This window comes from Salinicoccus hispanicus, from assembly GCF_009831115.1.
GTDB lineage: Bacteria > Bacillota > Bacilli > Staphylococcales > Salinicoccaceae > Salinicoccus > Salinicoccus hispanicus.
In genome coordinates this window covers 241,492-263,301 of sequence record NZ_WUUK01000002.1, presented here as the reverse complement: position 1 = coordinate 263,301, position 21,810 = coordinate 241,492, and the positions used below count along the sequence as shown (strand labels likewise).

The window sequence follows — 21,810 nt, the reverse complement described above, 5'->3', positions numbered from 1 at the left end:
TCTTTTTTTGGTGATGCGTGGTTATCAACCAACGCGCAGAGAACACTTCCTCATATCCTTCCGTAACAAAGAAAACCTGTCTTCCCATATGAAGGGAAGACAGGTTTCATCTATTTATTCATCATACTTTTTGAATACGAGGCTGGCGTTGTGTCCGCCAAAACCGAAGCTGTTTGAAATGGCATACTTCAGATCCGCTTCTACTGCACCTTCTGTGACGTAGTTCAGGTCACATTCAGGATCCGGTGTTTCCAGATTGATTGTCGGGTGAACTTTACCGTCTCTAAGACTGAGCGTGGTAATGATGGCTTCCATTCCGCCGGTACCGCCGAGCAGGTGGCCTGTCATTGATTTGGTGGAGTTGACCAGCAATTTATAGGCATGGTCTTTGAAGACAGTGTGGATGGCCATCGTTTCGAACAGGTCGTTGTACGGTGTACTCGTACCGTGTCCATTGACGTAGCCGATGTCTTCAGGCTTGATGCCCGCATCTTTCATTGCTTCGGTCATCGCGCGTGCGCCGCCTTCGCCTTCTTCTGCAGGGGCTGTGATGTGGTGGGCATCACCTGTCGAACCATAACCGACAACTTCACCATAGATTTTTGCACCGCGTGCTTTAGCGTGTTCGAGTTCTTCGAGCACTACAATTCCTGCGCCTTCTCCGATGACAAAGCCATCTCTGTTCTTGTCATATGGACGGGACGCTCTGCTTGGATCATCTGTCGTTGTGAGTGCTTTATTGGCCTGGAAACCTGCCACACCCATTCGTGTGATCGGTGCTTCTGTACCTCCAGTGACCATCGCATCGGCCTGGCCGCGTTCAATGAACTTGAATGCTTCACCAATCGAGTTTGTACCTGTTGCACAGGCAGTTACCGTTGCACCGTTCGGTCCTTTAAGACCATGCTTGATGGATACCTGGCCACTTGCCATATCCGGAATCATCATCGGAACAAAGAACGGACTTACACGACGCGGCCCTCTTTCGTAGAGCACTTTGAACCCGTCTTCAAGTGCCTGGATGCCCCCGATACCTGAACCGATCCACACACCGATACGCTCGCGGTTGTCATCCGTGATATCGATGCCGCTGTCAGCAACAGCTTCATCTGAAGCGACCATCGCATATTGTGTGAAGCGGTCCATACGACGGGCTTCTTTCTTATCCATGTAGTTTTCAATGTCGAAGTTTTTAAGTTCCCCTGCGACATGGACATTGTAATCGCTGTTATCTATACGAGTGATCCTATCAACACCATTGACTCCCTTAAGGGCATTCTCCCATGTTTCGGGTGCGGAATTGCCGATTGGTGTCAACGCACCGATACCCGTAATTACTACTCTTCTCTTATCCATGAGTCTCCTCCTTATTGTCTCCCCAGGTCAGGCAGATTGCACCCCATGTCAGGCCGCCGCCGAAGCCGACCAGAACGAGAGTATCTCCTGATTTTATTTTACCATTTTTAATCTCGTAGTGGATACTTAATGGTATGGATGCTGCTGAAGTATTGCCGTATCTATCTACAGTTGTACTCATTCTTTCTGGTGGGAGGTCCATACGTTCGCGTGCAGCATTCATGATTCTTATATTTGCCTGGTGAGGCACCAGCATATCTATATCGTCTTTGACCAGTCCGGCCTTTTCAGTCACGTTTACACTCGATTCGCCCATCTGTCTGACAGCGAACTTGTAGACTTCACGGCCATTCATTTTTATATTGCCTGTTTCAGCTTCATCGTAGAGATACGGTCCACCCGCACCATTGCTGCCGAGTTCAAATGAATGCATGCCGTACCCTTCCGATACTTCGCCCATGACGACGGCGCCTGCGCCATCTCCAAATAGGACAGCTGTGGAACGATCCGCAAAATCGGTGATTTTGGACAGCTTGTCTGCACCGACAACAAGTACTTTCTTGTAAGTACCCGTCTGGATGAACTGCTGGGCTGTCACCATGCCGTAGATGAAGCCTGTGCAGGCTGCCAGCTGGTCCATTGAAGGTACTTGCCGCAGGCCAAGCCTGTGCTGCAGTACAGTCGCCACCGTCGGAAACTGGTGGTCGCCTGTAGACGTTGCCACGATGACCAGGTCAATCTCCTCTTTATCTACTCCGGAATTTTCGATTGCTTCCTTGGCAGCTTCATAAGCCATGTCGCTCGTATCCATGCCTTCTGCATAACGGCGTTCCTTGATTCCCGTCATTTCTGTAATCCATTCATCTGAAGTGTCAAGAATCTTTTCAAAATCATGATTGGTGAAAACTCTCTCCGGTACATATGTACCCAAGCCCAATACGCCGACGCTTTTCATTTGATCACACCTTATAATCTCATATTATCACTAGGTACTAATTTATCACATCAGAGGTTCTCATACAACAAAAAAAGCATCCATGCAATAGCATGGATGCTTTCAGTAAATCCTATTCCTGTGTTTCTGTAACGCCCCAGTTGTAAGGTAGTGTCTCTTCATTGTACTCGAGGTCGATGCTGTAGTTTACAACTCTTTCATTTACAGGGACAACATACGCTCTGTAAAGTGTTGGTACTACAGGCATTTCTTCAACCATAAGTTCCTGCCATTCGTTGTAGATTTCCTGTCTTGTTTCTACATCAAATGCATCTGGAGAGTTTCCTTGTTCCATCAGCTGAGTGCTCTCTTCAGTTTCGTAGCGTGGATAGTTGAATGGTACATCCGGACCATACAGACCATAAGGGTCAACGTCGGAGCCGACTCCCCATGCACCTTGATAGATGTCTACTGCTGGATCGTCATTTTCAACCATGTCGTAGAATGTGTTGAATTCGATCAGACGACCGTTAGTGAGCTGTACGTTCAGACCAATTTCTTTCCATGCCTGGATGTAGTAGTTGGCGAGTGGTTCAGCTGTGTCGCCACCGGACATGGAAGCAAAATTGATTTCGAGTGGCTCACCTTCTGGTGTTTCACGGAAGCCGTCACCATCTGTATCTTCGTATCCAGCTTCATCGAGAATCTGCTTCGCCTGATCAGGATCGTATTCCGGAACTTCCACTTCTTCATTGTGCCAGTCAGCATGGTAAGGCGTAATCAGAGTTGTTGCTTTCCAACGGAGACCGTTGTAGAAGCGTTCTCCAATAGCATCGTTGTCCATTGCGTGCCACATTGCACGACGGAGTTCAGGGTCGCCCATTTTCATTTCTTCAGGTGTGTAGTTGACACGCCCTTCTTCTTCGTTCCACTCACCCAGTTTGAAACCGATGTAAGTATAGGCACCTTCGATATTTGCCAGCCATTCAACACCTTCCATACCCTCTACATCCGGATACTGGTCAGTCGGGAAGTTGATTGCCAGGTCGATTTCGCCTGTCTCCATAGCATTTGCTACAGAAGATGGGGAAACGACGCTGAGTGTCACACCGTCAAGGTTCGGTTCGCCTCTCCAGTAGTCTTCAAACTTGGACATTACTACTGCTTCCCCTGGTGTAACAGAGTCAACTTGATAAGGTCCGATTCCGATTGGGTTCTCACGCGTTTGTGGTGCTTCAGCCATATCTGCAACTTCTACGCCTTCATAGTGGTGCTCAGGCAGTGCGTATGCCCAGAAGCCGCCTGCTGTAAGCGATGGTGCGAGTTCAGTGTATGTGAATACCGCTGTCTGCTCATCCACCACTTCGATACCTGAGATGGAATCCGCATCTCCCTCTTTGTATTCATTGTAGCCTTCGATCAGAGTGAAGCCGTCAGTCGCGCCACGGATACCCGGATACTCAGGGTGGCCGATCACTTCATAAGCATAGACATAATCCTGGATGGTAAGTGGTTCCCCATCATGCCAAGTGATACCCTCTTTAAGTGTAAATGTTACAGTATTATCATCTTCATTCACTTCGAATTCAACTGCGCCATCGTTTGTGTACTGGAAGTTTTCATCCATTGTGAACACAGGCTCGTCGAAAAGGCTGATTACTTCAAAGTCAGGGTTGCCCTGATAGAAGTTGAAGTTCAGAGTACCTTCGAATGGTGTATCGGAACTCAGGCCAACGTTGAGAGTCCCACCTTCTGCAGGTTCGCCTTCGTTTGATACCGTCATGCCGAAGTCCTCATAGTTGTATACGTCACCAGAAGCTGAATCCTCACCGGACCCTTCTTCTGTTTCTTCTTCAGTGCTTTCTTCTGTCGTCTCTTCTGAGCTTGCATCCCCAGAAGCTTCTTCAGTTGTTTCTTCTTCTGATGATCCTCCACCACATGCAGCAAGTGCAAGCACCATGATGAGCATTGTAAAGAACATCAGTTTTGACCACGAATATTTCGCCATCATACATCCTCCTTCTTTATTAGATATTTTAAACTGATATATACTCAAGTTCAGTTTAAGGCTGAAACTTAGTACCATAATATGTAAATAAAGCACTTATCTGAAATATGTGATTTATTCATCTATGCATAATATTATCATAATTATCTGAAATATCAACGATATATTAATAATATATTCTAATAAAATTGTATTTTGACACTTAATTGTTAATAATTCCTAAAATTGCGTTATTTCATTGCAAACGCTTACAATATATTTCATTCGCAAGGCCCCATTTCACATGGGGCCTTAAAATCAAGCCTGTCGCTGCCTGGCATCTCCTGCACGTCTCATCGCTTCACCGATGTTACGGACACAGAGCATAAGAACAAGTATCATGATCGCTGCCGGTACCCAGATCCACGGTCTGTGCTGCAGAGTCTGGGAGTTTGTCGCATAGGCCATCAGTGTACCAAGAGATGGGTAGTCTTCCGGGAAACCGAATCCGATGAAGGACAGTCCCGACTCTATACCGATGTTCGCGGCCAGTGACAATGTACCATTGACGATGATGATACCGACAAGGTTCGGCATGAGCTGTGTAAATACAATTTTGCCATGCGAACTGCCGAGCGTTTTGGATGCATTGATATAATCAAGTTCACGTTCCTGGATGGCAAGTGAGCGGACAAGCCTTGCGGTACCCGTCCACAGGAATGCTGCCATCATGAAAGAAAAGGTGAAGATATCATATGACGGTGTGATCGTAACAAATACGATGACGATCATAAGGAATGGCAGAACCATGAAAAAGTCCACGATACGCATCATGATATTGTCGATCTGACCACCGAAGTAGCCTGAAACCACACCATAGACGATACCGAAACCGACACTCATCAATGTAACGAGAATCCCGATTGCGAGCGAGTTTCTTGTACCGATGATCAGCTGGCCGAAGATGTCCCTACCGCCATAGTCCGTACCCAGCCTGAAAGTTTCATCCGGCGGCTGGTTGATGGCAAACAGGTCCACCATGACAATTTCCTGCCTATCGAGGAACATTGTCAGACCGAATACATATGCTGTAATGATGGTGAAGAGAATCAGTGAAAACAATGCAAGCTTATCTGCAATCACTTCCTGTATGATGATTCTCCAACCCGGTGTACTTCTTGGAAGATTTTTCGAATCGAGCGCACCATGGCCAGCTGCGCCATGCTGTATGTCCGCCTTGACGGACATGTCCATATCTCCTTTTTCATATGTGTGGTCGTCATTCGACCTGGCTTCGAACGGGTCCCCATCCCTCGGCATGTCATCACTTTCAGTATTGCGTCGATCCAGCTCCTGCTGACGGAGACGCGTTTCTTCATTGCGTGTTTCTTCTGTACGACCAGCGTCAGAATTCTGATTATAGTCATTTCTATTACTCACTTTATACGCCCCTCCCTATTTGATGCGGATCCTAGGATCAACGATACTCAGAATGATATCGGACAGCAGTGCGCCGACAATCGCCATGAACCCATAAAGCAGGATCAGAACGTTTGCCACACTGAAGTCACGTGTAGAAATGGAGTCGAGGAACAATCTGCCCATCCCCGGGTAGCTGTAGATCATTTCTATGAAAATGGAACCACCGAGCAGCGCAACTACCTCATAGCCGAAAAATGCTGCAATCGGAAGAATCGAGTTTCTGAAAACGTGCCTGTTATATACGGCGGATTCCTTCACACCCTTGGCGCGGGCCAGGATGATGAAGTCCTTCTGCTTTGTCTCGATGATGCCGCTCCTCAAGTACTGGACGGTACCGACCAGACCGATCAGGGCAATTGCGAAGCTTGGAAGTACAAGATGGTTGATTTTGCTCAGTACGTAATCCAGGCTTCCTGGTGCCACACCTGGTGCGACGGACCCTCCTGTTGGGAACCATCCGAGGTTGTACCCGAACACCCAAAGTATTACAAGGCCGAATATGAACTGCGGCGTTGCAAAGCCCAGATATGTGTAGCCAGTAATTGCATTATCAAGCAGGGAATCGTTATAGCGGCCGGACACAAGTCCGAGCGGCAGACCCAGCAGATAGATCAGCACTGTAGAGAACAGTGACAGCCATACTGTATTCATCAGACGGTCGCCGATGACATCCATGACCGGACGCTGATGGAAGATTGATGTCCCGAAGTCGCCCTGGAACATTGCGAATACCCAATCTCTGTACTGGATATACCATGGGTTGTTCAGTCCAAGTGCTTCTCTTCTTGCCTGGATCGCTTCTGCTGGTATGTTCGGATCGATCAGCCCGGATAATGCATCTCCAGGCATCAGGGATCCCATTATGAATACAAGGACACTCAATACGACGAGTTGCGGAAATGTGATCAGCAGTCTTCTTATAGTAAATTTCAGCATTTTTTCATCAACCTTTCACCGGTAGCGCGACTCTGTGCGTCTCTGAAACGGGTTGCAGCGGGAAAGCTTTGCCCTCTTCGTCAAGATGATCGACAAAGTTCTGATCATACTCTTCCTTGACTTTACGTCTCATGGCGAGGTTGCTTTCGATTTCATCCACATCGGTATCCGGAATGGCTGCAATCAGCCTTTTCGTGTAGATATGCTGAGGGTTGCTGAAGATATCTTCAGCCCTGCCCTCTTCTACAAGGCGTCCCTGGTACATGATGCCGATATGCTTGCACATATGTCTGACTACACCCAGATCGTGAGCAATGAACATCATTGTCAGGTTCAGGTCCTGCTGGATATCCTGCATGAAGTTGAGTACCTGTGCCTGGACGGATACATCCAGCGCCGATACCGGCTCATCTGCAATGATCAGCTTCGGATTCAATGCAATTGCACGTGCAACACCAATCCTCTGGCGCTGTCCACCTGAAAACTCGTGCGGGTATTTATAGAGGGAACCCGGTGGCAGACCGACTTTTTCAAGCAGTCTCAGCACTTCCGGAACAAGTTCGCTTCTCGAACGCTTATGATAGTTCTTGATCGGTTCCGCTACTATATCGAATACACGCTTACGCGGATTGAGTGATGAATATGGATCCTGGAAGATCATCTGGATATCATCCCTGACATCCACCGACTTCCCTTTTGTATTCAGCTTGTTTCCATCGAAATAGATTTCTCCACTGGTTACAGGATTCAAACCCATTACAGCCTTGCCTGTCGTCGTCTTACCGGACCCGGATTCTCCTACAAGACCATATGTCGTACCTTCAGGAATGCTGATGCTCACGCCGTCCACAGCTTTGACATGGTCTTTGACAGTATTGAAGAAGAGCCCCCCTTGATCGGGTAATGGACTTTCAGATCTTTGATTTCCAATAGGTTCATCGTGCGCTGCCTCCTTCGACACCTGTTTCAATCTGGTATTCCTCAACGCCCACATCAGGCTCCGATCCATCTTCCAGCGTAAAATGCTTATAGCATGTGCAGCGAACGAAGTGGTCATCTGCAATCTTCCGCAGCTGCGGGTTCTCTTCATGTGCAGATGCGCTGATCCATGGAATACGTGGTGCAAAGCGGCACCCTGTACGGTCCATCTTGTTCAGGGCCGGTACAACACCCTGGATGACGTGAAGTTTTTTACCGAGCATATCTTCAGACGGCAGCGAGTTCAGCAGAGAACGAGTATAGGGATGCTTCGGGTTCTTGAACAGTTCCCTGACCGGTGCAACTTCGACAATCTGCCCAGCGTACATGACTGCGACACGATCAGCCATTTCAGCCACGACACCGAGGTCATGGGTGATCAGAAGGACACCCGAATTCAAGTCATCCTGCAATTCCCGGATCAGATCCAGAATCTGCGCCTGTATTGTGACATCAAGTGCTGTTGTCGGTTCATCGGCAATCAGCAGTTTCGGCCGATTGGCGATTGCGATTGCAATGACGACACGCTGTCGCATGCCACCAGACAGTTCGTGCGGGTATGCTTCGGCAACACGGTCCGGCCTCGGAATACCGACACGCTCCAGCAGTTCAACTGCATATCTGTCTCTATCACTTTTCGATTTCGTGTTATGTATCTTGAGTGTTTCGACAATCTGCTGCTTTATTTTCATCAGTGGGTTGAGCGCCGTCATCGGATCCTGGAAGATCATTGCCAGGTCGCCCCCACGTATTTTATTCATCTTGCCTTCATTCTGTTCCAATAGGTTCTGACCTTGGAAATTGACTTCTCCTTCAATCCGGGCTTTTCTATGCAGGCCCATCAGTGAGAATGCCGTAGCACTTTTCCCTGAACCCGATTCTCCTACAAGCGCAAGGACTTCATTCGGCTTGATGCTGAAAGTCACATCATCAACTGCCGGAAAATACTTGGTCCCAATCTTGAAAGAGGTTGTCAGGTTATTTACTTCTATCAAATTTTCGGACATCTGTTTTCACCCATTCTTTCTTCGTTTCATAATTGTCGAGGCAATGGCTGATGCTTTACTGTATTCATGCTGTACCACCGATTATGCAGTGATGAATAATGATTCCGCATATCTCCTACTGCTTTATCTTTTGAATCATCAGGAATCGCCGTAACAGCAGAAGTGCGTCAGATCCATATATTCTGCATCTGCATATGAAATCACCTTAGTATATTGTAATCGTCAGAAAATTAATTTGCAACATTCGTTTTTTGAATTGCAACAATATTTAAGTTTTTACAGAAACTAAATATACACTAATGTATAAATCATTTCAACTTGTTTTCCATATTTTTACGTCTATAATGAAAGCGATTACAATTGAAAATATACCTCGTCGATCTTGCAGAATGGCAGTAGAATAATTTTTATTTACTCTCATTGATACTATACATCGAATACGTTTTAAGTTATTATTAGGTTATCTAAATTTGTAGTGGAGGCAGGACCATGCGGTATATCATCAGTTTCATCTGGGCACTTATGCTTACACAAATGGTTAACTTCGTACTGAACAGTCTTGGTGGTGGCGGACCTTACAATGTATGGAGTGGCGTACTTCTTGCAGTACTCATCACATTGGCAATCGTCATTCTCGATTTCATCCTGAAGCCGGACGATACGAACGAAGCGCAGCATAATCATTAACAACATAAAAAAAGACCCAACCGTCGGTTGGGTCTTTTTTTGTTCAACCATCAAGTACAGGTATGATTGCAAGTACAGATCAACAAGTTCCTTGCCCTATATCACTATGCCCAGCGCCTCCGTTTCGACAACCAGCTGCTGAACCAGTTCTGCAGCGGACACGTATCTTGCCATCGCTTTCCCCTGTCCTGCCAGCAGCATGGCATAGTCGGTACTGTTCTGTGCCTTTGATGCGTCCTGTATAGGTTGGGTCAGACTGCGCTGCACCGGATAATCCACCATTCCTTTCGCAAGTTCGGACATATCCTTGATGAATGTATTTTTGATCGCCCGGGCTGTACGTCCGGTGAATACACGTGTCAGTACAGAAGGTACATCCCTGTCGGCAGACAATGCATTCTTATGGACTGCATGCGCGCCACTCTCTTCAGTGGATATGAATGCTGTGCCAAGCTGGACGCCTGAAGCACCAAGCACCCGGGCTGCTGCGATTCCGCGGCCGTCCATGATGCTGCCGGCTGCAATGATCGGGATCGACAGGTGGTCTGCGGCTTCGGGAATCAGACTCATCAGTCCAATCAGACTATCATTCACCGGATCTAGAAATGAACCCCGGTGACCCCCTGCTTCTGCCCCTTGCAGAACGACTGCATCAAAACCTGCACGCTCCACCGTTTCAGCTTCCTTGACTGTCGTTGCAGTACCGATCAGTATGATGCCCGCTTCCTTCAGCCGTTCTATCTGCTGATGGGACGGGATGCCGAAGATGAAGGAACATACCGGCACCTGCTCTTCGATGATGACTTCGATCTGCTCGTTGAATTTATTTTCAACCTCTTCATAGGACACCGGAACTAAAGCCTCCTGGTCAAGATTGAACTTTTCGTAAAATGGCTTCAATGCTTCATATGCTTCTGAAATCCCCTGCTCGGTAACTTTGAATTTCCAGGGAACGAAGAGATTGGCGCCAAAGGATCTGATATTCTTTTTCTTCAGCTTCCGAATCATCTTTCTCAATTCTTCCGGAGCGATTCCACCTGCTCCAATCATTCCAAGTCCACCTGCTTTTGATACGGCACTGACGAGGCGGGTCGTCGTGATGCCTCCTGCCATCGGTGATTGGATGATGGCATGTTCGATGCCAAGCAGGTTTTTAAGCATATCATTATTACGTGATGTTTTCATGTCTCTTCCCCCTGTCCGAGCATCATTCCGGACGTATGTCTTGCATATAATATGTAGGTGGTCTGTCCACTTCTACTTATGATGCAATGTAGAGTATCTGCCATTATGACTATCTATACCCGAATTTTCAATTACTATACAATACCGCACCAATCCTCTATGATAAATTGGAATACTAAACTAGAAATGAAGGTGTAATGCCATGAATATCCTACCTGCAATCCGTTCCATGAAAGATTTCGAAAAACTGATCGGCAGCCGGTACAGGTCGTGCGTTGTCCTGGATATGCATATCGGACATCTGGAAAGTCATCTCACCACTATAAAAAAGCATGGATTCGATGTCTACCTGCATCTGGATCTGATCAAAGGACTTTCCGTGGATACCGCCTCCCTTGAATTCATCCACCAGAAGTATAAGCCGACCGGTATCGTCACTACACGGGGACGTGTCATCAAGAAAGCCAACCAGCTCGGAATGGAAACCATACTGCGTGTATTCGTCATCGACTCGTCGGCCATCGAAAAAAGCATAGAACTCATCAAACAGTCCGAACCGAAACTGATTGAAATACTGCCGGGAGTTGTACCGAAAGTGATTCATCTGTTCAAGCAGGAAGTGGATGCCGAAGTCATTGCAGGGGGGCTGATCGAAACACAGAGCGAAGTGGATGATGCGATTGCTGCCGGGGCAAAATATGTAACGACCAGCAACACCGAACTCTGGTTCAGTCCCGACAACCATTTATCGTGATTAGCAACAGGTGTTGACAGCGCTATCATTTTGAAGTAGGATTATAGATAAGTTAATAGGACACGGAGAAACGGAGCCCACATTATATAGCTTGTACATAGCTATCAGTGTGGGTTTTTTTATGTTTTATTAGCCAACAAACAAACAAAGGAGTGATTTGCAATGAATGTCTACATTGCAGAATTTATCGGTACGGCCATCCTGATCCTTTTCGGAGGCGGTGTTGTTGCCAACGTCAATCTCAAGGGGTCGCTGGCAAAAGGCGCTGATTGGGTGGTCATCGCATTCGGATGGGGGTTTGCGGTAACATTCGCAATCTATGCTATCGGACAGTTCTCTGACGCTCATATCAATCCCGCTGTCACACTCGGCTTTGCTTTTGCAGGCACTTTCGCATGGGGAATGGTAGTGCCCTACATCATTGCACAAGTACTTGGTGCCATGTTTGGTGCGTTCCTCGTATGGATGCACTTCATGCCACATTTCAAAGTTGAGGAAGATCCGGGCGCGAAACTCGGCGTATTCGCCACTGGACCTGCACTACCGAACTATGTGTCCAACTTTGCCAGTGAGATCATCGGTACGTTCATCCTTGTGATGGGGCTGCTGTTCATCGGAGCAAACGACTTTACAGAAGGTCTCAATCCGCTGATTGTCGGCTTCCTGATTACAGCAATCGGCCTCAGCCTCGGTGGTACGACGGGCTATGCCATCAATCCTGCACGTGATTTCGGTCCGAGGCTTGCCCACTTCATCATGCCGATTCCAGGTAAAGGGAAGTCCAATTTCGCTTATGCCCTCGTTCCGATACTCGGGCCTCTGGCAGGCGGCGCACTCGGTGCTTCAGTCTATAATGCGGTCTTTACCGCCAATGCTAATATCTTCCTGATCATTGCTATTGTCTTCACTGTTTTGGTTCTCGCTTTAGGGGTATTCCTTAATAAAAGCTTACTTAAAGGGAAAGCTGCAAAACTAATGTAAGTTATCAGAGTCACTCGATTCAATCTATTAATAAAGGGGAATGAATAAACATGGAAAAGTATATTCTATCAATCGACCAGGGGACAACAAGCTCCCGAGCCATCCTATTCAATAAGGATGGAGAAATTGTAGGCACTAATCAGGCGGAATTCAAGCAGTATTTCCCGCAGTCCGGATGGGTGGAGCACAACGCCAATGAAATCTGGAGTTCCGTACTTGCTGTCGTGGCAGGGGTCATGACAGAAAACGACATCCGGCCGGAGCAGGTCGAAGGTATCGGCATCACCAACCAGAGGGAGACTGCAGTCGTATGGGATAAGAACACCGGCCGGCCAGTCTATAACGCCATCGTCTGGCAGTCCCGTCAGACAGCGGAAATATGTGATGAGCTGAAGGCGCAAGGGCATGAAGAGACATTCCGCAATAAGACCGGACTACTGCTCGACCCTTATTTTTCCGGAACGAAAGTCAAATGGATTCTTGACAACGTTGAAGGCGCCCGGGAGAAGGCGGAAAATGGAGATCTGATTTTCGGCACCATCGATACTTGGCTCATCTGGCGATTCACTGAAGGTGCTGTCCACGTGACGGACTACACGAATGCCAGCCGTACGCTGATGTACAACATATATGATTTGAAATGGGATCAGGAGCTGCTTGATCTTCTCGAAGTACCGGCATCCATGCTGCCTGAAGTAAAGTCATCCAGTGAAGTATATGGCGAGACGACAACATCCCACTTCTTCGGACGCAATGTACCGATTGCCGGCGTTGCCGGTGACCAGCAGGCAGCACTCTTCGGCCAGACATGCTTCCAGGAAGGCGACGCGAAGAACACTTATGGCACAGGCTGCTTCCTGCTCATGAATACAGGTTCAGAAGCCATAAAGAGTGATAATGGTCTATTGACCACCATCGCCTACGGCATCGATGGCGAAGTGAAATACGCACTTGAAGGCTCCATATTCGTTGCTGGTTCCGCGATCCAGTGGCTGCGTGATGGACTGCGCATGTTCAATAGATCTTCACAGTCCGAAGCATATGCCAACCGCATCGAGTCCACTGAAGGTGTCTATATGGTTCCGGCATTCACCGGTCTTGGCGCACCATATTGGGATTCCGAAGCGCGTGGCGCGATATTCGGCCTCAGCCGCGGCACGGAAAAGGAACATTTTGTCCGGGCAACGCTCGAGTCACTCGCCTACCAGACAAAAGATGTGCTTGATGCTATGCAGAAAGACAGCGGCATCGAACTTGAAACATTGCGTGTCGATGGCGGCGCGACAGCCAACGACTTCCTGATGCAGTTCCAGTCGGATCTTCTGAATACCAAAGTTGAACGCCCTGAAGTGCTTGAGACAACAGCAGTCGGTTCTGCGTATCTTGCGGGACTCGCTGTCGGCTTCTGGCAGTCCACCGACGAGCTGAAGAAAGTCAGCGAAACAGACAGCGTATTCGAACCGAAGATGGAAAAGGAACAAAGGGAATCCCTCTATGACGGCTGGCAAATTGCCGTACAGGCGACCCAGTCCTTCAAGCCGAAGCATGGCAGAGATAAGTAAAGAAGCTACACAATAAAGACCTAAGATCCGCGCGGCCTTTATTTTTCTAAAAAACTAGGAGGAATTTCAATGCTGAACACATTAACTAGAAAAGATCAATTACAACATATGGAGAAAGTCGACTATGACATTGTTGTTATTGGGGGTGGAATCACCGGTGCAGGAATTGCCCTTGATGCTGCCAAGAGAGGAATGAAGGTTGCGCTTGTAGAAATGCAGGACTTTGCTGAAGGGACAAGCAGTCGCAGTACGAAACTGGTCCATGGCGGACTCCGTTACCTGAAGCAGTTTCAAGTTGGTGTTGTACGTGAAACAGGCATCGAACGTGCCATCGTCTATGAAAATGGACCGCACGTAACAACACCTGAATGGATGCTGCTCCCCTTCCACAAAGGCGGAACATTCGGGAAGTTTACAACAAGCATCGGTCTGCGTGTCTATGACATGCTGGCTGAAGTGAAACGCAGCGAACATCGCAAGATGCTGAGCGTGGATGATGTAGTGGAAAAAGAACCGCTCGTCAAACGCGACGGTCTGCTTGGTGGCGGATACTATGTCGAATACAAGACCGATGACGCCCGCATGACGATTGAAGTCATGAAACAAGCGGCGGAGTTCGGTGCTGATCCGATCAACCATGTCAAAGCAGTCGGTTTCATCTACGACCAGGGAAAAATTGTCGGCGTACATGCTGAAGACCAGATTGGCGGCGAAAAGTACCAGATTCTTGGACGCCGCGTCATCAATGCAACAGGGCCATGGGTAGATGAGGTCCGCTCCCATGATGACGAAGCCAAAAAAGGCAAAAAGCAGCTGTTCCTGTCAAAAGGTGTACACCTTGTATTTGATGAAAAGGATTTTCCGCTCAAGCAGGCAGTCTACTTCGATGCCAAGTCCGATGGACGCATGATTTTTGCCATCCCTAGAAACGGCAAGACTTATATGGGAACGACGGACACACATTACGAAGGAGACAAGGAGAACCCAGTCGCATCAGCAGAAGATCGCAAATACTTGCTGGATACGACAAACAATATGTTCCCGGGGCTCGACCTTGATGAGTCTCACATTGAATCCACATGGGCAGGCATCAGACCGCTCATCCATGAAGAAGGCAAAGATCCTTCCGAAATTTCAAGGAAAGATGAAATCTGGGAAGCGAAGAGCAATCTGATTACCATCGCCGGCGGTAAGCTGACAGGCTACCGACATATGGCACAGGAGATTGTCGACCTGGTTGCGAAACGTCTATTCCAGGAATACGGACTGAAATTCAAAAAAGCCGATACGAAAAACCAGCCGATTTCAGGTGGGGATGTCGGTGGCAGTGCCGGCTTCGAAGACTTTGTTGCACACATGTCAGAGCGCGCACCATCCTACGGACTGTCCATCACAAATGGACAGAGGCTTGCCAGACACTATGGCAGCAACGTCGAGCGCGTGTATGAAATCATCGGCAGTCTCGGTGCTGCATCCGAGCATTATGGTCTGCCAAAAGATATCCATGCTCAAATCATCTACAGCATCCAGCATGAAATGACGGCGAACCCACGCGACTACTTTGTCAGACGTACAGGAGATCTTTATTTCAACATCGCAAATGTTGAAAAATATAAAGATGCAGTCATCAGCGTGATGGGCGACCTTCTCGAGTGGGATGAAGAAACCCGCAGTAAAGAAAAGAAAGCGCTCGAGACAGCCTACCTTCAGGTCAAGGGCGGTACCGGCTTCGCACTTGAAAACGCATAGAACAGTTGATCATGACTCCAGAGGTGGCTCCCTCTGGAGTTTTTATTTTGCTGGCCATCCAGGACAACGGATGGGCGTTGGATCCACCATACAAAAAATCACCGGCCATCGGCCGGTGATTTTTTGTATTCTATACTTCTTCTTTTCTGAAACGTTTCAGGAATTCCTGCAGCCTCGGATTATCGGATTTGTTGATGACTTCATCAGCCGTGCCGGATTCCGCAATGACACCGTCATCGAGGAACAGGACACGATCTGCGATTTCCAGAGCAAAATCCATTTCGTGGGTGACGAGTATCATCGCCATTTCATCGTGTTCGGCGAGATCGCGGATGACTTGCAGCACTTCCCCGACGAGTTCCGGATCGAGGGCGGATGTCACTTCATCGAAAAGCATGATCTTCGGCTTCATGACAAGTGCGCGTGCCATGGCGACACGCTGTTTCTGTCCGCCTGAAAGATTGGATGGATAGGCCTCATACTTATCACTGAGCCCTACACGGTCGAGCATCTGCTTGGAAAGATCGACTGCTTCATCTTTTTTCATCTTCTTCACCTGCACCAGCGGCGTTACGCAATTATCGAGTATCGTCTTATGCGGGAAAAGGTTGAAATGCTGAAAAACCATGCCGATATCCTTCCTCACAGACCGCAGATGCTTTTCGTTTGCTGTTTTCTTCTTTCCTTTTACGTCCATCTTCCAGAGGTTCTCCCCGGCAACATAGATATCTCCATCAGTCGGCTCCTCGAGTGTCATCAGCAGACGGATGATCGTTGTCTTCCCTGATCCACTTGGACCGATGATCGCAATCTTTTCAGTTGGACGGATGTCCAGATTGATTCCCTTGAGTACATGCGTATCTCCGAATGACTTGTGAATTTCCTTATATTGTACAATCGGCTCCATTATTCAACCACCTTCACTTTCTTCTGCTTCTTCTCAAAACGCCGATTCATTTTATTTTCAAGTGCTCTGATCAGTAGTGCAGATGGATAGCTGAGCACGAGGAACAGTATCGCAACAATGGTCAGCGGTTCGATGTAGGACCATGTCTGGGCGCCATAGCTCCTTGCGATGCTCAGTATGCCTACCACACCGATTGTTGCCGCAAGCGGCACTTCCTTGAACAGGATGATCAGATAGTTCCCGAGCATCGGAATGGTCGGCGGCAGCGCCTGTGGCAGTACAATTTTCATCCACTTGTCCCGGGTCGAGAAGTTCAGCGCCGTCGAAGCCTCCCACTGTCCTTTCTCCACGCTCTCAATACCAGAACGGTAGACTTCGCTGATATAGGTGGAGAAATGGATGCCCAGCGCCAGCATTGCTGCAACGAATGGCGTAAAGGAAGTTCCGACATAAGGAACCATCGGCCACGCGAAATACAGAAAGAAAATCTGTACAAGCGGCGGTGTGGACCGGATGAACTCCCGGATCCAATAGATGATGAAATTGAACACCCTGGATGGTGTGGATTCAAGTATCAGCCAGATGAATCCTGCAGTAAGCGCCAGCAGATAACTGACAACTGTCAGACCGAGGGTGATTTTGAGACCTTCGAAAATAATCGGAAAAGCTTCGAGGAACGTTTCCCAACTCCAGTATGTCATCAGCTGGCCACCCCTCTTCTGGATATTTTTTCACCTTTCTTGGAAAGCCAGATGAGTGGCAGTGCAATGATGAAGTACATGATCAGAACCATCATATAGGCCATCGGTCCTTCAGAAAGGTTTGAAGAACGGTAGATGTCCCCATAATAGAGTATATCGGTCAGACCGATCAGGGAGACAAGCGCCGTCCCTTTAAGTATCTGGATGGAGTAGTTCCCGAATTCAGGCAGCATCAGCCTGAGTGCCTGTGGCAGTATGATATATCTCATGCGCTGGAACCTTGACAGGTTCAAAGCGATTCCCGCCTCTGTCTGTCCTTTATCGATTGAAAGAATGGAACTTCTGACTACTTCCGACATATATGCCCCGTAGTTCAGGGCTATCGCAATGACCCCGACCCACCAGTTGCTGCCGAGGTTGATATTGAACAGCATCGGCACAGCATAATAGAGCCAGAACAGTTGGACAATCAAGGATGTACCTCTGAATATTTCGACGTAGATAGTGGTGAAACCACGGATCAGTGGGTTTTTGACCAGCCTGGAAAGACCGGCGACAAAAGCCATGATGAATGCAAGCAGGGTGGATACCAGAAAGATACTGATTGTCGTCCACGCACCCTGGGACAGATACTCTAGTATATTCACCCCAGAACTGAACATTTTCCTCACTCCTTATTTAACAATAAAAAGGTCCAGTGTTTCCCTAGGAATAACTGGACCTGATAATTTTATTCTCCGGCACAAAGCTGCTCAGTTGTCATTCCATCGACTTCCACACGGTTATTGTCCGCTGTAAAGCCTTCGGAATCATCCAGGATTCCATCAATTGTGCCATCTTCCTTCAATGTTGCCAAGGCTTCGTTGTAGGCTTCACGCAGCCCTTCGTCTTCAAGGTTGAAGGCTGCAGCACCAAAACTCGGGATGCCTTCGATATCAGGTTGTTCGAAGTCTTCGACAATCTCAACATCTTCACTGTCGAGGGATTCATATGCTGCTCTGAGTGTCGCCTCCGTTGCTGCTGTAACATCTGCATTTCCCGACTGGACGGCTGAAAGCTGTCCAGGGATATCACCGACCGACATGATCTGGCTCGGATCCACGCCCTCCTGGTCCAGGAAGTCGAATTGTGTTGTTCCTTCCATCAATGCAACAGTCACGTCGGGGTTGTCTGCAATATCCGCATAGCTGTGGATATCATGCGGGTTGCCCGCTGCAACAACAAGTCCCTCACCATACTGCATTTCCGGTTCCGCGAATAGTGCATTTTCACACCTGTCAGGCAGAATCGCCATACCAGCGGTGATGACATCATACTGTCCGGCCTGTACGCCCGGAATCAGTTCGCCCCAGTCCGTCAGGTGACCTTCCACATTCTCGATTCCCATTTCTTCAAATACTGCTGTAGCGATGTCGATTGCTGCCCCTTCAAGCTCTCCGCTATCTGAATCCTGGTAGGCGTAAGGTGGTTCATTGGCAAATCCGACGTTGATTGTACCGCTTTCCTGGAGTTCAGCTAATTTGTCTGAACCTCCACCGGAGTCTCCAGATTCGGAATCCCCATTTCCACAAGCGCCCAGTACGAGTACAAAAGCGAGCATAAGTAATCGTGCATATTTCTTCAAAAAAATCTCCCCCTAGTAAGTTTATGATCTTTCCTACTCTTAAACATGTACATGATTATTATACAAGACTCAATAACTATGTCAAATTCAGGATTAAATGGGAGTAAAATCTTGAAAGGATCGTGGTGTAAAAAAGTGCTTACAACAATATTAATACAAGTTGACTGATAATTCAAACTCTATTGGAAAATCAACCTGTATTCAAGATAAAAAACCGTACCCACTCCTGGTGGGTACGGAATCATACTACATATCAAATTGAAGTGCACCATCGCGGTAGTCTATTTTTACATCAATGCCTTCTGTCATATCCGCTTCAATGAGCTTTCTTGCAAGCGGCGTCTCTATATGACGCTGGATGAAGCGTCTCAATGGCCTGGCACCGAACTGCGGCTCGTAGGCCTCGTCGGAAATCCAGTCCTTGACTGCATCGGTCACCTGGATGGTCATATGCTGATGTGCCAGGCGCCTGTTCAGGTCGTTGATCAATTTGTCCGTAATCAGCTTCATGTGCGCTTTTGATAGCGGGGTAAAGATGACGATATCGTCCATGCGGTTGATGATCTCCGGTTTGAAATACTGATGGATCTCCTTCATGACGTAATCTTTGGTGGCATCGGAAATCTCCCCGTCCTGCCTTACGTTATCCAGCAGATGGCCAGAACCGATATTCGATGTCATGATGATGATTGTGTTCCTGAAGTCTACTGAACGTCCTTTCGAATCCGTCAGACGGCCTTCATCCAGCAGCTGGAGCAGAATATTGAATACATCGGAATGCGCCTTCTCCACTTCATCCAGCAGGATGACGGAATACGGCTGGCGGCGGATGGCTTCTGTCAGCTGGCCACCTTCTTCATGACCGACATATCCCGGAGGCGCGCCGATCAGTCTTGATACGGCATGCTTTTCCATATACTCACTCATGTCGATTCTGATCATGTGCTTTTCGGAATCGAACATTGTAGCGGCAAGCGTCTTAGCAAGCTCGGTCTTGCCGACACCCGTCGGTCCGAGGAACAGGAAGCTGCCGATCGGACGATTCGGATCCTTGATGCCTGCCCGTGCACGGATGACGGCATCGGCAACGAGATCCACCGCTTCCTCCTGCCCGACGACACGTTCATGCATGATGTCCGAGAGCTTGAGCAGCTTATCCTTTTCCGTCTCGACCAGTTTGGATACCGGGATGCCGGTCCACTGGCTGACGATATAGCCGATTTCGTCTTCCGTCACCACTTCACGGATGATGCGGTTCTCACCGGCACTCTCCTCCTGCAGCTTTTCTTCCAGCTCACTCAGTTCACGCTCGAGCTGGGGCAGTCTGCCATGGCGGAGTTCAGCCGCCCGTTCAAGTTCATAGTTGTTTTCCGCATCTTCAAGTTCCTGGCGTGTGCGGTCCACTTCTTCACGTTTGTCATTGACCTTCTGGATCTGACCCTTTTCCTTTTCCACACGCTGGGCGAGCGCCTGCTGTGCTTCACGGGCTTCCGACAGTTCCTTCTGAAGTTCTGCAAGGCGTGTTTTTGAAACCGAGTCATCTTCCGATTTCAGTGCCTGCTCCTCTATCTCGAGCTGCATGACCCGGCGGTTGATCTGATCGAGCTCAGTCGGGTTGGAACCCATTTCCGTCCGGATCGTAGCACTTGCCTGATCCATCAGGTCTATCGCCTTGTCCGGCAGGAAGCGGTCCGTAATATAACGGTCGGACAGTTCTGCAGCCGCAACCAGTGCCCGGTCTGTAATTCTGACACCGTGGTGGACTTCATAGCGCTCCTTCAGCCCTCGCAGGATGGAGATTGTATCCTCCACATCCGGCTCTGGAATCTGCACTTTCTGGAAGCGGCGTTCCAGCGCAGAGTCCTTCTCGATATACTCGCGGTATTCATTCAGTGTCGTTGCACCGATGCAGTGGAGTTCGCCCCGTGCAAGCATCGGTTTCAGCATATTGCCAGCATCCATGGCACCTTCCGTCTTTCCTGCACCAACGAGCATATGGATCTCATCGATGAACAGGATGATGCGGCCATCGGATTCCTTCACTTCCTTCAGCACCGCCTTGAGGCGCTCTTCAAATTCACCACGGAATTTGGCACCGGCAACCAGTGCAGATAAGTCGAGTTCGAAAATGGTCTTATCAAGCAGGCTGTCCGGTACATCCTTGCGGACGATACGCTGTGCCAGCCCTTCCACGATTGCGGTCTTGCCGACGCCCGGCTCCCCGATCAGCACGGGATTGTTTTTGCGCTTACGGCTCAGAATGCGGATCGAGTTGCGGATCTCCTCATCCCGTCCGATGACAGGGTCCACATTTCCGCTGCGCACTTCCTCGACCAGATCGCGTCCATATTTTTCAAGTACTTCATATTGCACTTCCGGATTCTGTGTAGTCACACGATTACCTCCTCTGACTTTGTTTATGATTTCTTTGATCACTTCTTCTTTATTACCCACCATGTCTTTCATTACAGCTTCTGTCTGGATGCCTGAAAGGAGCATATGCTCGACTGAGACGTACTCATCCTCCATCTCGGCCATGATCTTCTCAGCCCGGTTCACCAGCTGTGTAAAGCCGTTCGACATATACTGACCGTATTCGACATTATCCCCTTTGACGACATTATATTTGGATAATTTTTCATCATATCTTTCAAGCATCCGGTCGACATCGATATTCGCACGTTCAAGCACATCGCGTGCCATGCTGTCATCCACGGTCAGCAGTGCTTTCATGACCGCTTCCACTTCAATCGACTGGAGTTTCATATCCACCGACATCGATTGTGCCCGTTCAATGATGGACTGGACGGTGTAGGTCATCCTGTTTATATCCATAAATATCACCTCTTTAATAAAAATAAAATACAATTACTCCCATTTGATAATGGTTATTATTTATTTGACCTTTTTTGACCTTTAATTATATTATACACTTACCCTATTATTTTTCAAGTAATCAATAGCTTTTAGCAGGCATTTA

17 protein-coding genes and 1 pseudogene are annotated in these 21,810 nt (G+C 48.3%); 5 read left to right on the top strand and 13 right to left on the bottom strand.

What is annotated here, in order from left to right; translation table 11 throughout:
* Positions 1 to 114: 114 nt before the first annotated feature.
* From fabF to GQ671_RS06230, 7 genes and pseudogenes are all read right to left on the bottom strand, one after another.
* A complete protein-coding gene (gene fabF, locus GQ671_RS06260) occupies positions 115 to 1,356 on the bottom strand; it encodes a beta-ketoacyl-ACP synthase II (RefSeq protein ID WP_160654299.1) in 1,242 nt (413 codons plus the stop codon).
* Entirely contained in the window at positions 1,349 to 2,311 is a 963-nt protein-coding gene (locus tag GQ671_RS06255; RefSeq protein WP_160654296.1) for a beta-ketoacyl-ACP synthase III, read from the bottom strand. The genes fabF and GQ671_RS06255 overlap by 8 nt, the downstream gene beginning before the upstream one ends.
* A gap of 112 nt (positions 2,312 to 2,423) precedes the next feature.
* The gene (locus tag GQ671_RS06250) at positions 2,424 to 4,298 is read right to left on the bottom strand and encodes an oligopeptide ABC transporter substrate-binding protein (RefSeq protein ID WP_160654292.1); all 1,875 of its coding nucleotides are present in this window, start codon (positions 4,296 to 4,298) and stop codon (positions 2,424 to 2,426) included.
* Between the two features lie 297 nt (positions 4,299 to 4,595).
* A complete protein-coding gene (locus GQ671_RS06245; protein WP_322789461.1) occupies positions 4,596 to 5,717 on the bottom strand; it encodes an ABC transporter permease in 1,122 nt (373 codons plus the stop codon).
* 15 nt (positions 5,718 to 5,732) lie between these two features.
* Positions 5,733 to 6,695: an ABC transporter permease gene (locus GQ671_RS06240; protein ID WP_160654289.1), complete on the bottom strand. Its 963-nt coding sequence runs from the start codon at positions 6,693 to 6,695 to the stop codon at positions 5,733 to 5,735.
* 7 nt (positions 6,696 to 6,702) lie between these two features.
* Positions 6,703 to 7,634, bottom strand: a pseudogene (locus GQ671_RS06235) (ATP-binding cassette domain-containing protein).
* On the bottom strand, positions 7,631 to 8,680 hold the full coding sequence (locus tag GQ671_RS06230) for an ABC transporter ATP-binding protein (RefSeq protein WP_160654286.1): 1,050 nt from the start codon (positions 8,678 to 8,680) through the stop codon (positions 7,631 to 7,633). The pseudogene GQ671_RS06235 and the gene GQ671_RS06230 overlap by 4 nt, the downstream one beginning before the upstream one ends.
* Positions 8,681 to 9,169: 489 nt before the next feature.
* Between GQ671_RS06230 and GQ671_RS06225 the strand changes: the two genes are divergently transcribed.
* Entirely contained in the window at positions 9,170 to 9,367 is a 198-nt protein-coding gene (locus tag GQ671_RS06225) for a YjzD family protein (RefSeq protein ID WP_160654283.1), read from the top strand.
* 96 nt (positions 9,368 to 9,463) lie between these two features.
* Here the strand turns inward: GQ671_RS06225 and GQ671_RS06220 are convergent, their stop codons facing one another.
* Positions 9,464 to 10,552, bottom strand: a complete 1,089-nt coding sequence (locus GQ671_RS06220) for an NAD(P)H-dependent flavin oxidoreductase (RefSeq protein ID WP_246153181.1) — start codon at positions 10,550 to 10,552, stop codon at positions 9,464 to 9,466.
* A gap of 202 nt (positions 10,553 to 10,754) precedes the next feature.
* Here GQ671_RS06220 and GQ671_RS06215 point away from each other — a divergent pair, with 202 nt between their 5' ends.
* The 4 genes from GQ671_RS06215 to GQ671_RS06200 all read left to right on the top strand — a co-directional run bounded on the left by GQ671_RS06215 (position 10,755) and on the right by GQ671_RS06200 (position 15,598).
* Positions 10,755 to 11,306, top strand: coding sequence for a glycerol-3-phosphate responsive antiterminator (locus GQ671_RS06215; protein WP_160654280.1), 552 nt, complete (start codon positions 10,755 to 10,757; stop codon positions 11,304 to 11,306).
* 162 nt (positions 11,307 to 11,468) lie between these two features.
* Positions 11,469 to 12,287 (top strand): MIP/aquaporin family protein, encoded by an 819-nt coding sequence (locus tag GQ671_RS06210; RefSeq protein ID WP_160654277.1) that lies wholly within the window; start codon positions 11,469 to 11,471, stop codon positions 12,285 to 12,287.
* A gap of 50 nt (positions 12,288 to 12,337) precedes the next feature.
* Positions 12,338 to 13,849: a glycerol kinase GlpK gene (glpK, locus tag GQ671_RS06205; protein WP_160654274.1), complete on the top strand. Its 1,512-nt coding sequence runs from the start codon at positions 12,338 to 12,340 to the stop codon at positions 13,847 to 13,849.
* 69 nt (positions 13,850 to 13,918) lie between these two features.
* Positions 13,919 to 15,598, top strand: coding sequence for a glycerol-3-phosphate dehydrogenase/oxidase (locus GQ671_RS06200; protein WP_160654271.1), 1,680 nt, complete (start codon positions 13,919 to 13,921; stop codon positions 15,596 to 15,598).
* Positions 15,599 to 15,728: 130 nt separating this feature from the next.
* Here the strand turns inward: GQ671_RS06200 and GQ671_RS06195 are convergent, their stop codons facing one another.
* From GQ671_RS06195 to clpB, 5 genes are all read right to left on the bottom strand, one after another.
* Complete coding sequence (locus tag GQ671_RS06195) at positions 15,729 to 16,508, bottom strand: amino acid ABC transporter ATP-binding protein (RefSeq protein WP_160655025.1); 780 nt, start codon at positions 16,506 to 16,508, stop codon at positions 15,729 to 15,731.
* Complete coding sequence (ehuD, locus tag GQ671_RS06190; protein WP_160654268.1) at positions 16,505 to 17,206, bottom strand: ectoine/hydroxyectoine ABC transporter permease subunit EhuD; 702 nt, start codon at positions 17,204 to 17,206, stop codon at positions 16,505 to 16,507. Before ehuD ends, GQ671_RS06195 begins: the two co-directional genes overlap by 4 nt.
* Complete coding sequence (gene ehuC, locus GQ671_RS06185) at positions 17,206 to 17,868, bottom strand: ectoine/hydroxyectoine ABC transporter permease subunit EhuC (RefSeq protein ID WP_160654265.1); 663 nt, start codon at positions 17,866 to 17,868, stop codon at positions 17,206 to 17,208. Before ehuC ends, ehuD begins: the two co-directional genes overlap by 1 nt.
* Positions 17,869 to 17,936: 68 nt before the next feature.
* Positions 17,937 to 18,830, bottom strand: coding sequence for an ectoine/hydroxyectoine ABC transporter substrate-binding protein EhuB (gene ehuB / locus GQ671_RS06180; protein WP_160654262.1), 894 nt, complete (start codon positions 18,828 to 18,830; stop codon positions 17,937 to 17,939).
* Between the two features lie 246 nt (positions 18,831 to 19,076).
* The gene (gene clpB / locus GQ671_RS06175) at positions 19,077 to 21,665 is read right to left on the bottom strand and encodes an ATP-dependent chaperone ClpB (RefSeq protein ID WP_160654259.1); all 2,589 of its coding nucleotides are present in this window, start codon (positions 21,663 to 21,665) and stop codon (positions 19,077 to 19,079) included.
* Positions 21,666 to 21,810: the final 145 nt, after the last annotated feature.

What these genes read in the sequence shown, in the direction of transcription:
- ehuD (WP_160654268.1), bottom strand. Translation starts at nt 17,206, where the DNA reads ATGACATACTGGAGTTGGGAAACGTTCCTCGAAGCTTTTCCGATTATT.
- GQ671_RS06240 (WP_160654289.1), bottom strand. Translation starts at nt 6,695, where the DNA reads ATGCTGAAATTTACTATAAGAAGACTGCTGATCACATTTCCGCAACTC.
- GQ671_RS06230 (WP_160654286.1), bottom strand. Translation starts at nt 8,680, where the DNA reads ATGTCCGAAAATTTGATAGAAGTAAATAACCTGACAACCTCTTTCAAG.
- GQ671_RS06255 (WP_160654296.1), bottom strand. Translation starts at nt 2,311, where the DNA reads ATGAAAAGCGTCGGCGTATTGGGCTTGGGTACATATGTACCGGAGAGA.
- fabF (WP_160654299.1), bottom strand. Translation starts at nt 1,356, where the DNA reads ATGGATAAGAGAAGAGTAGTAATTACGGGTATCGGTGCGTTGACACCA.
- GQ671_RS06225 (WP_160654283.1), top strand. Translation starts at nt 9,170, where the DNA reads ATGCGGTATATCATCAGTTTCATCTGGGCACTTATGCTTACACAAATG.
- ehuC (WP_160654265.1), bottom strand. Translation starts at nt 17,868, where the DNA reads ATGTTCAGTTCTGGGGTGAATATACTAGAGTATCTGTCCCAGGGTGCG.
- clpB (WP_160654259.1), bottom strand. Translation starts at nt 21,665, where the DNA reads ATGGATATAAACAGGATGACCTACACCGTCCAGTCCATCATTGAACGG.
- GQ671_RS06200 (WP_160654271.1), top strand. Translation starts at nt 13,919, where the DNA reads ATGCTGAACACATTAACTAGAAAAGATCAATTACAACATATGGAGAAA.
- GQ671_RS06210 (WP_160654277.1), top strand. Translation starts at nt 11,469, where the DNA reads ATGAATGTCTACATTGCAGAATTTATCGGTACGGCCATCCTGATCCTT.
- glpK (WP_160654274.1), top strand. Translation starts at nt 12,338, where the DNA reads ATGGAAAAGTATATTCTATCAATCGACCAGGGGACAACAAGCTCCCGA.
- GQ671_RS06250 (WP_160654292.1), bottom strand. Translation starts at nt 4,298, where the DNA reads ATGGCGAAATATTCGTGGTCAAAACTGATGTTCTTTACAATGCTCATC.
- GQ671_RS06215 (WP_160654280.1), top strand. Translation starts at nt 10,755, where the DNA reads ATGAATATCCTACCTGCAATCCGTTCCATGAAAGATTTCGAAAAACTG.
- GQ671_RS06220 (WP_246153181.1), bottom strand. Translation starts at nt 10,552, where the DNA reads ATGAAAACATCACGTAATAATGATATGCTTAAAAACCTGCTTGGCATC.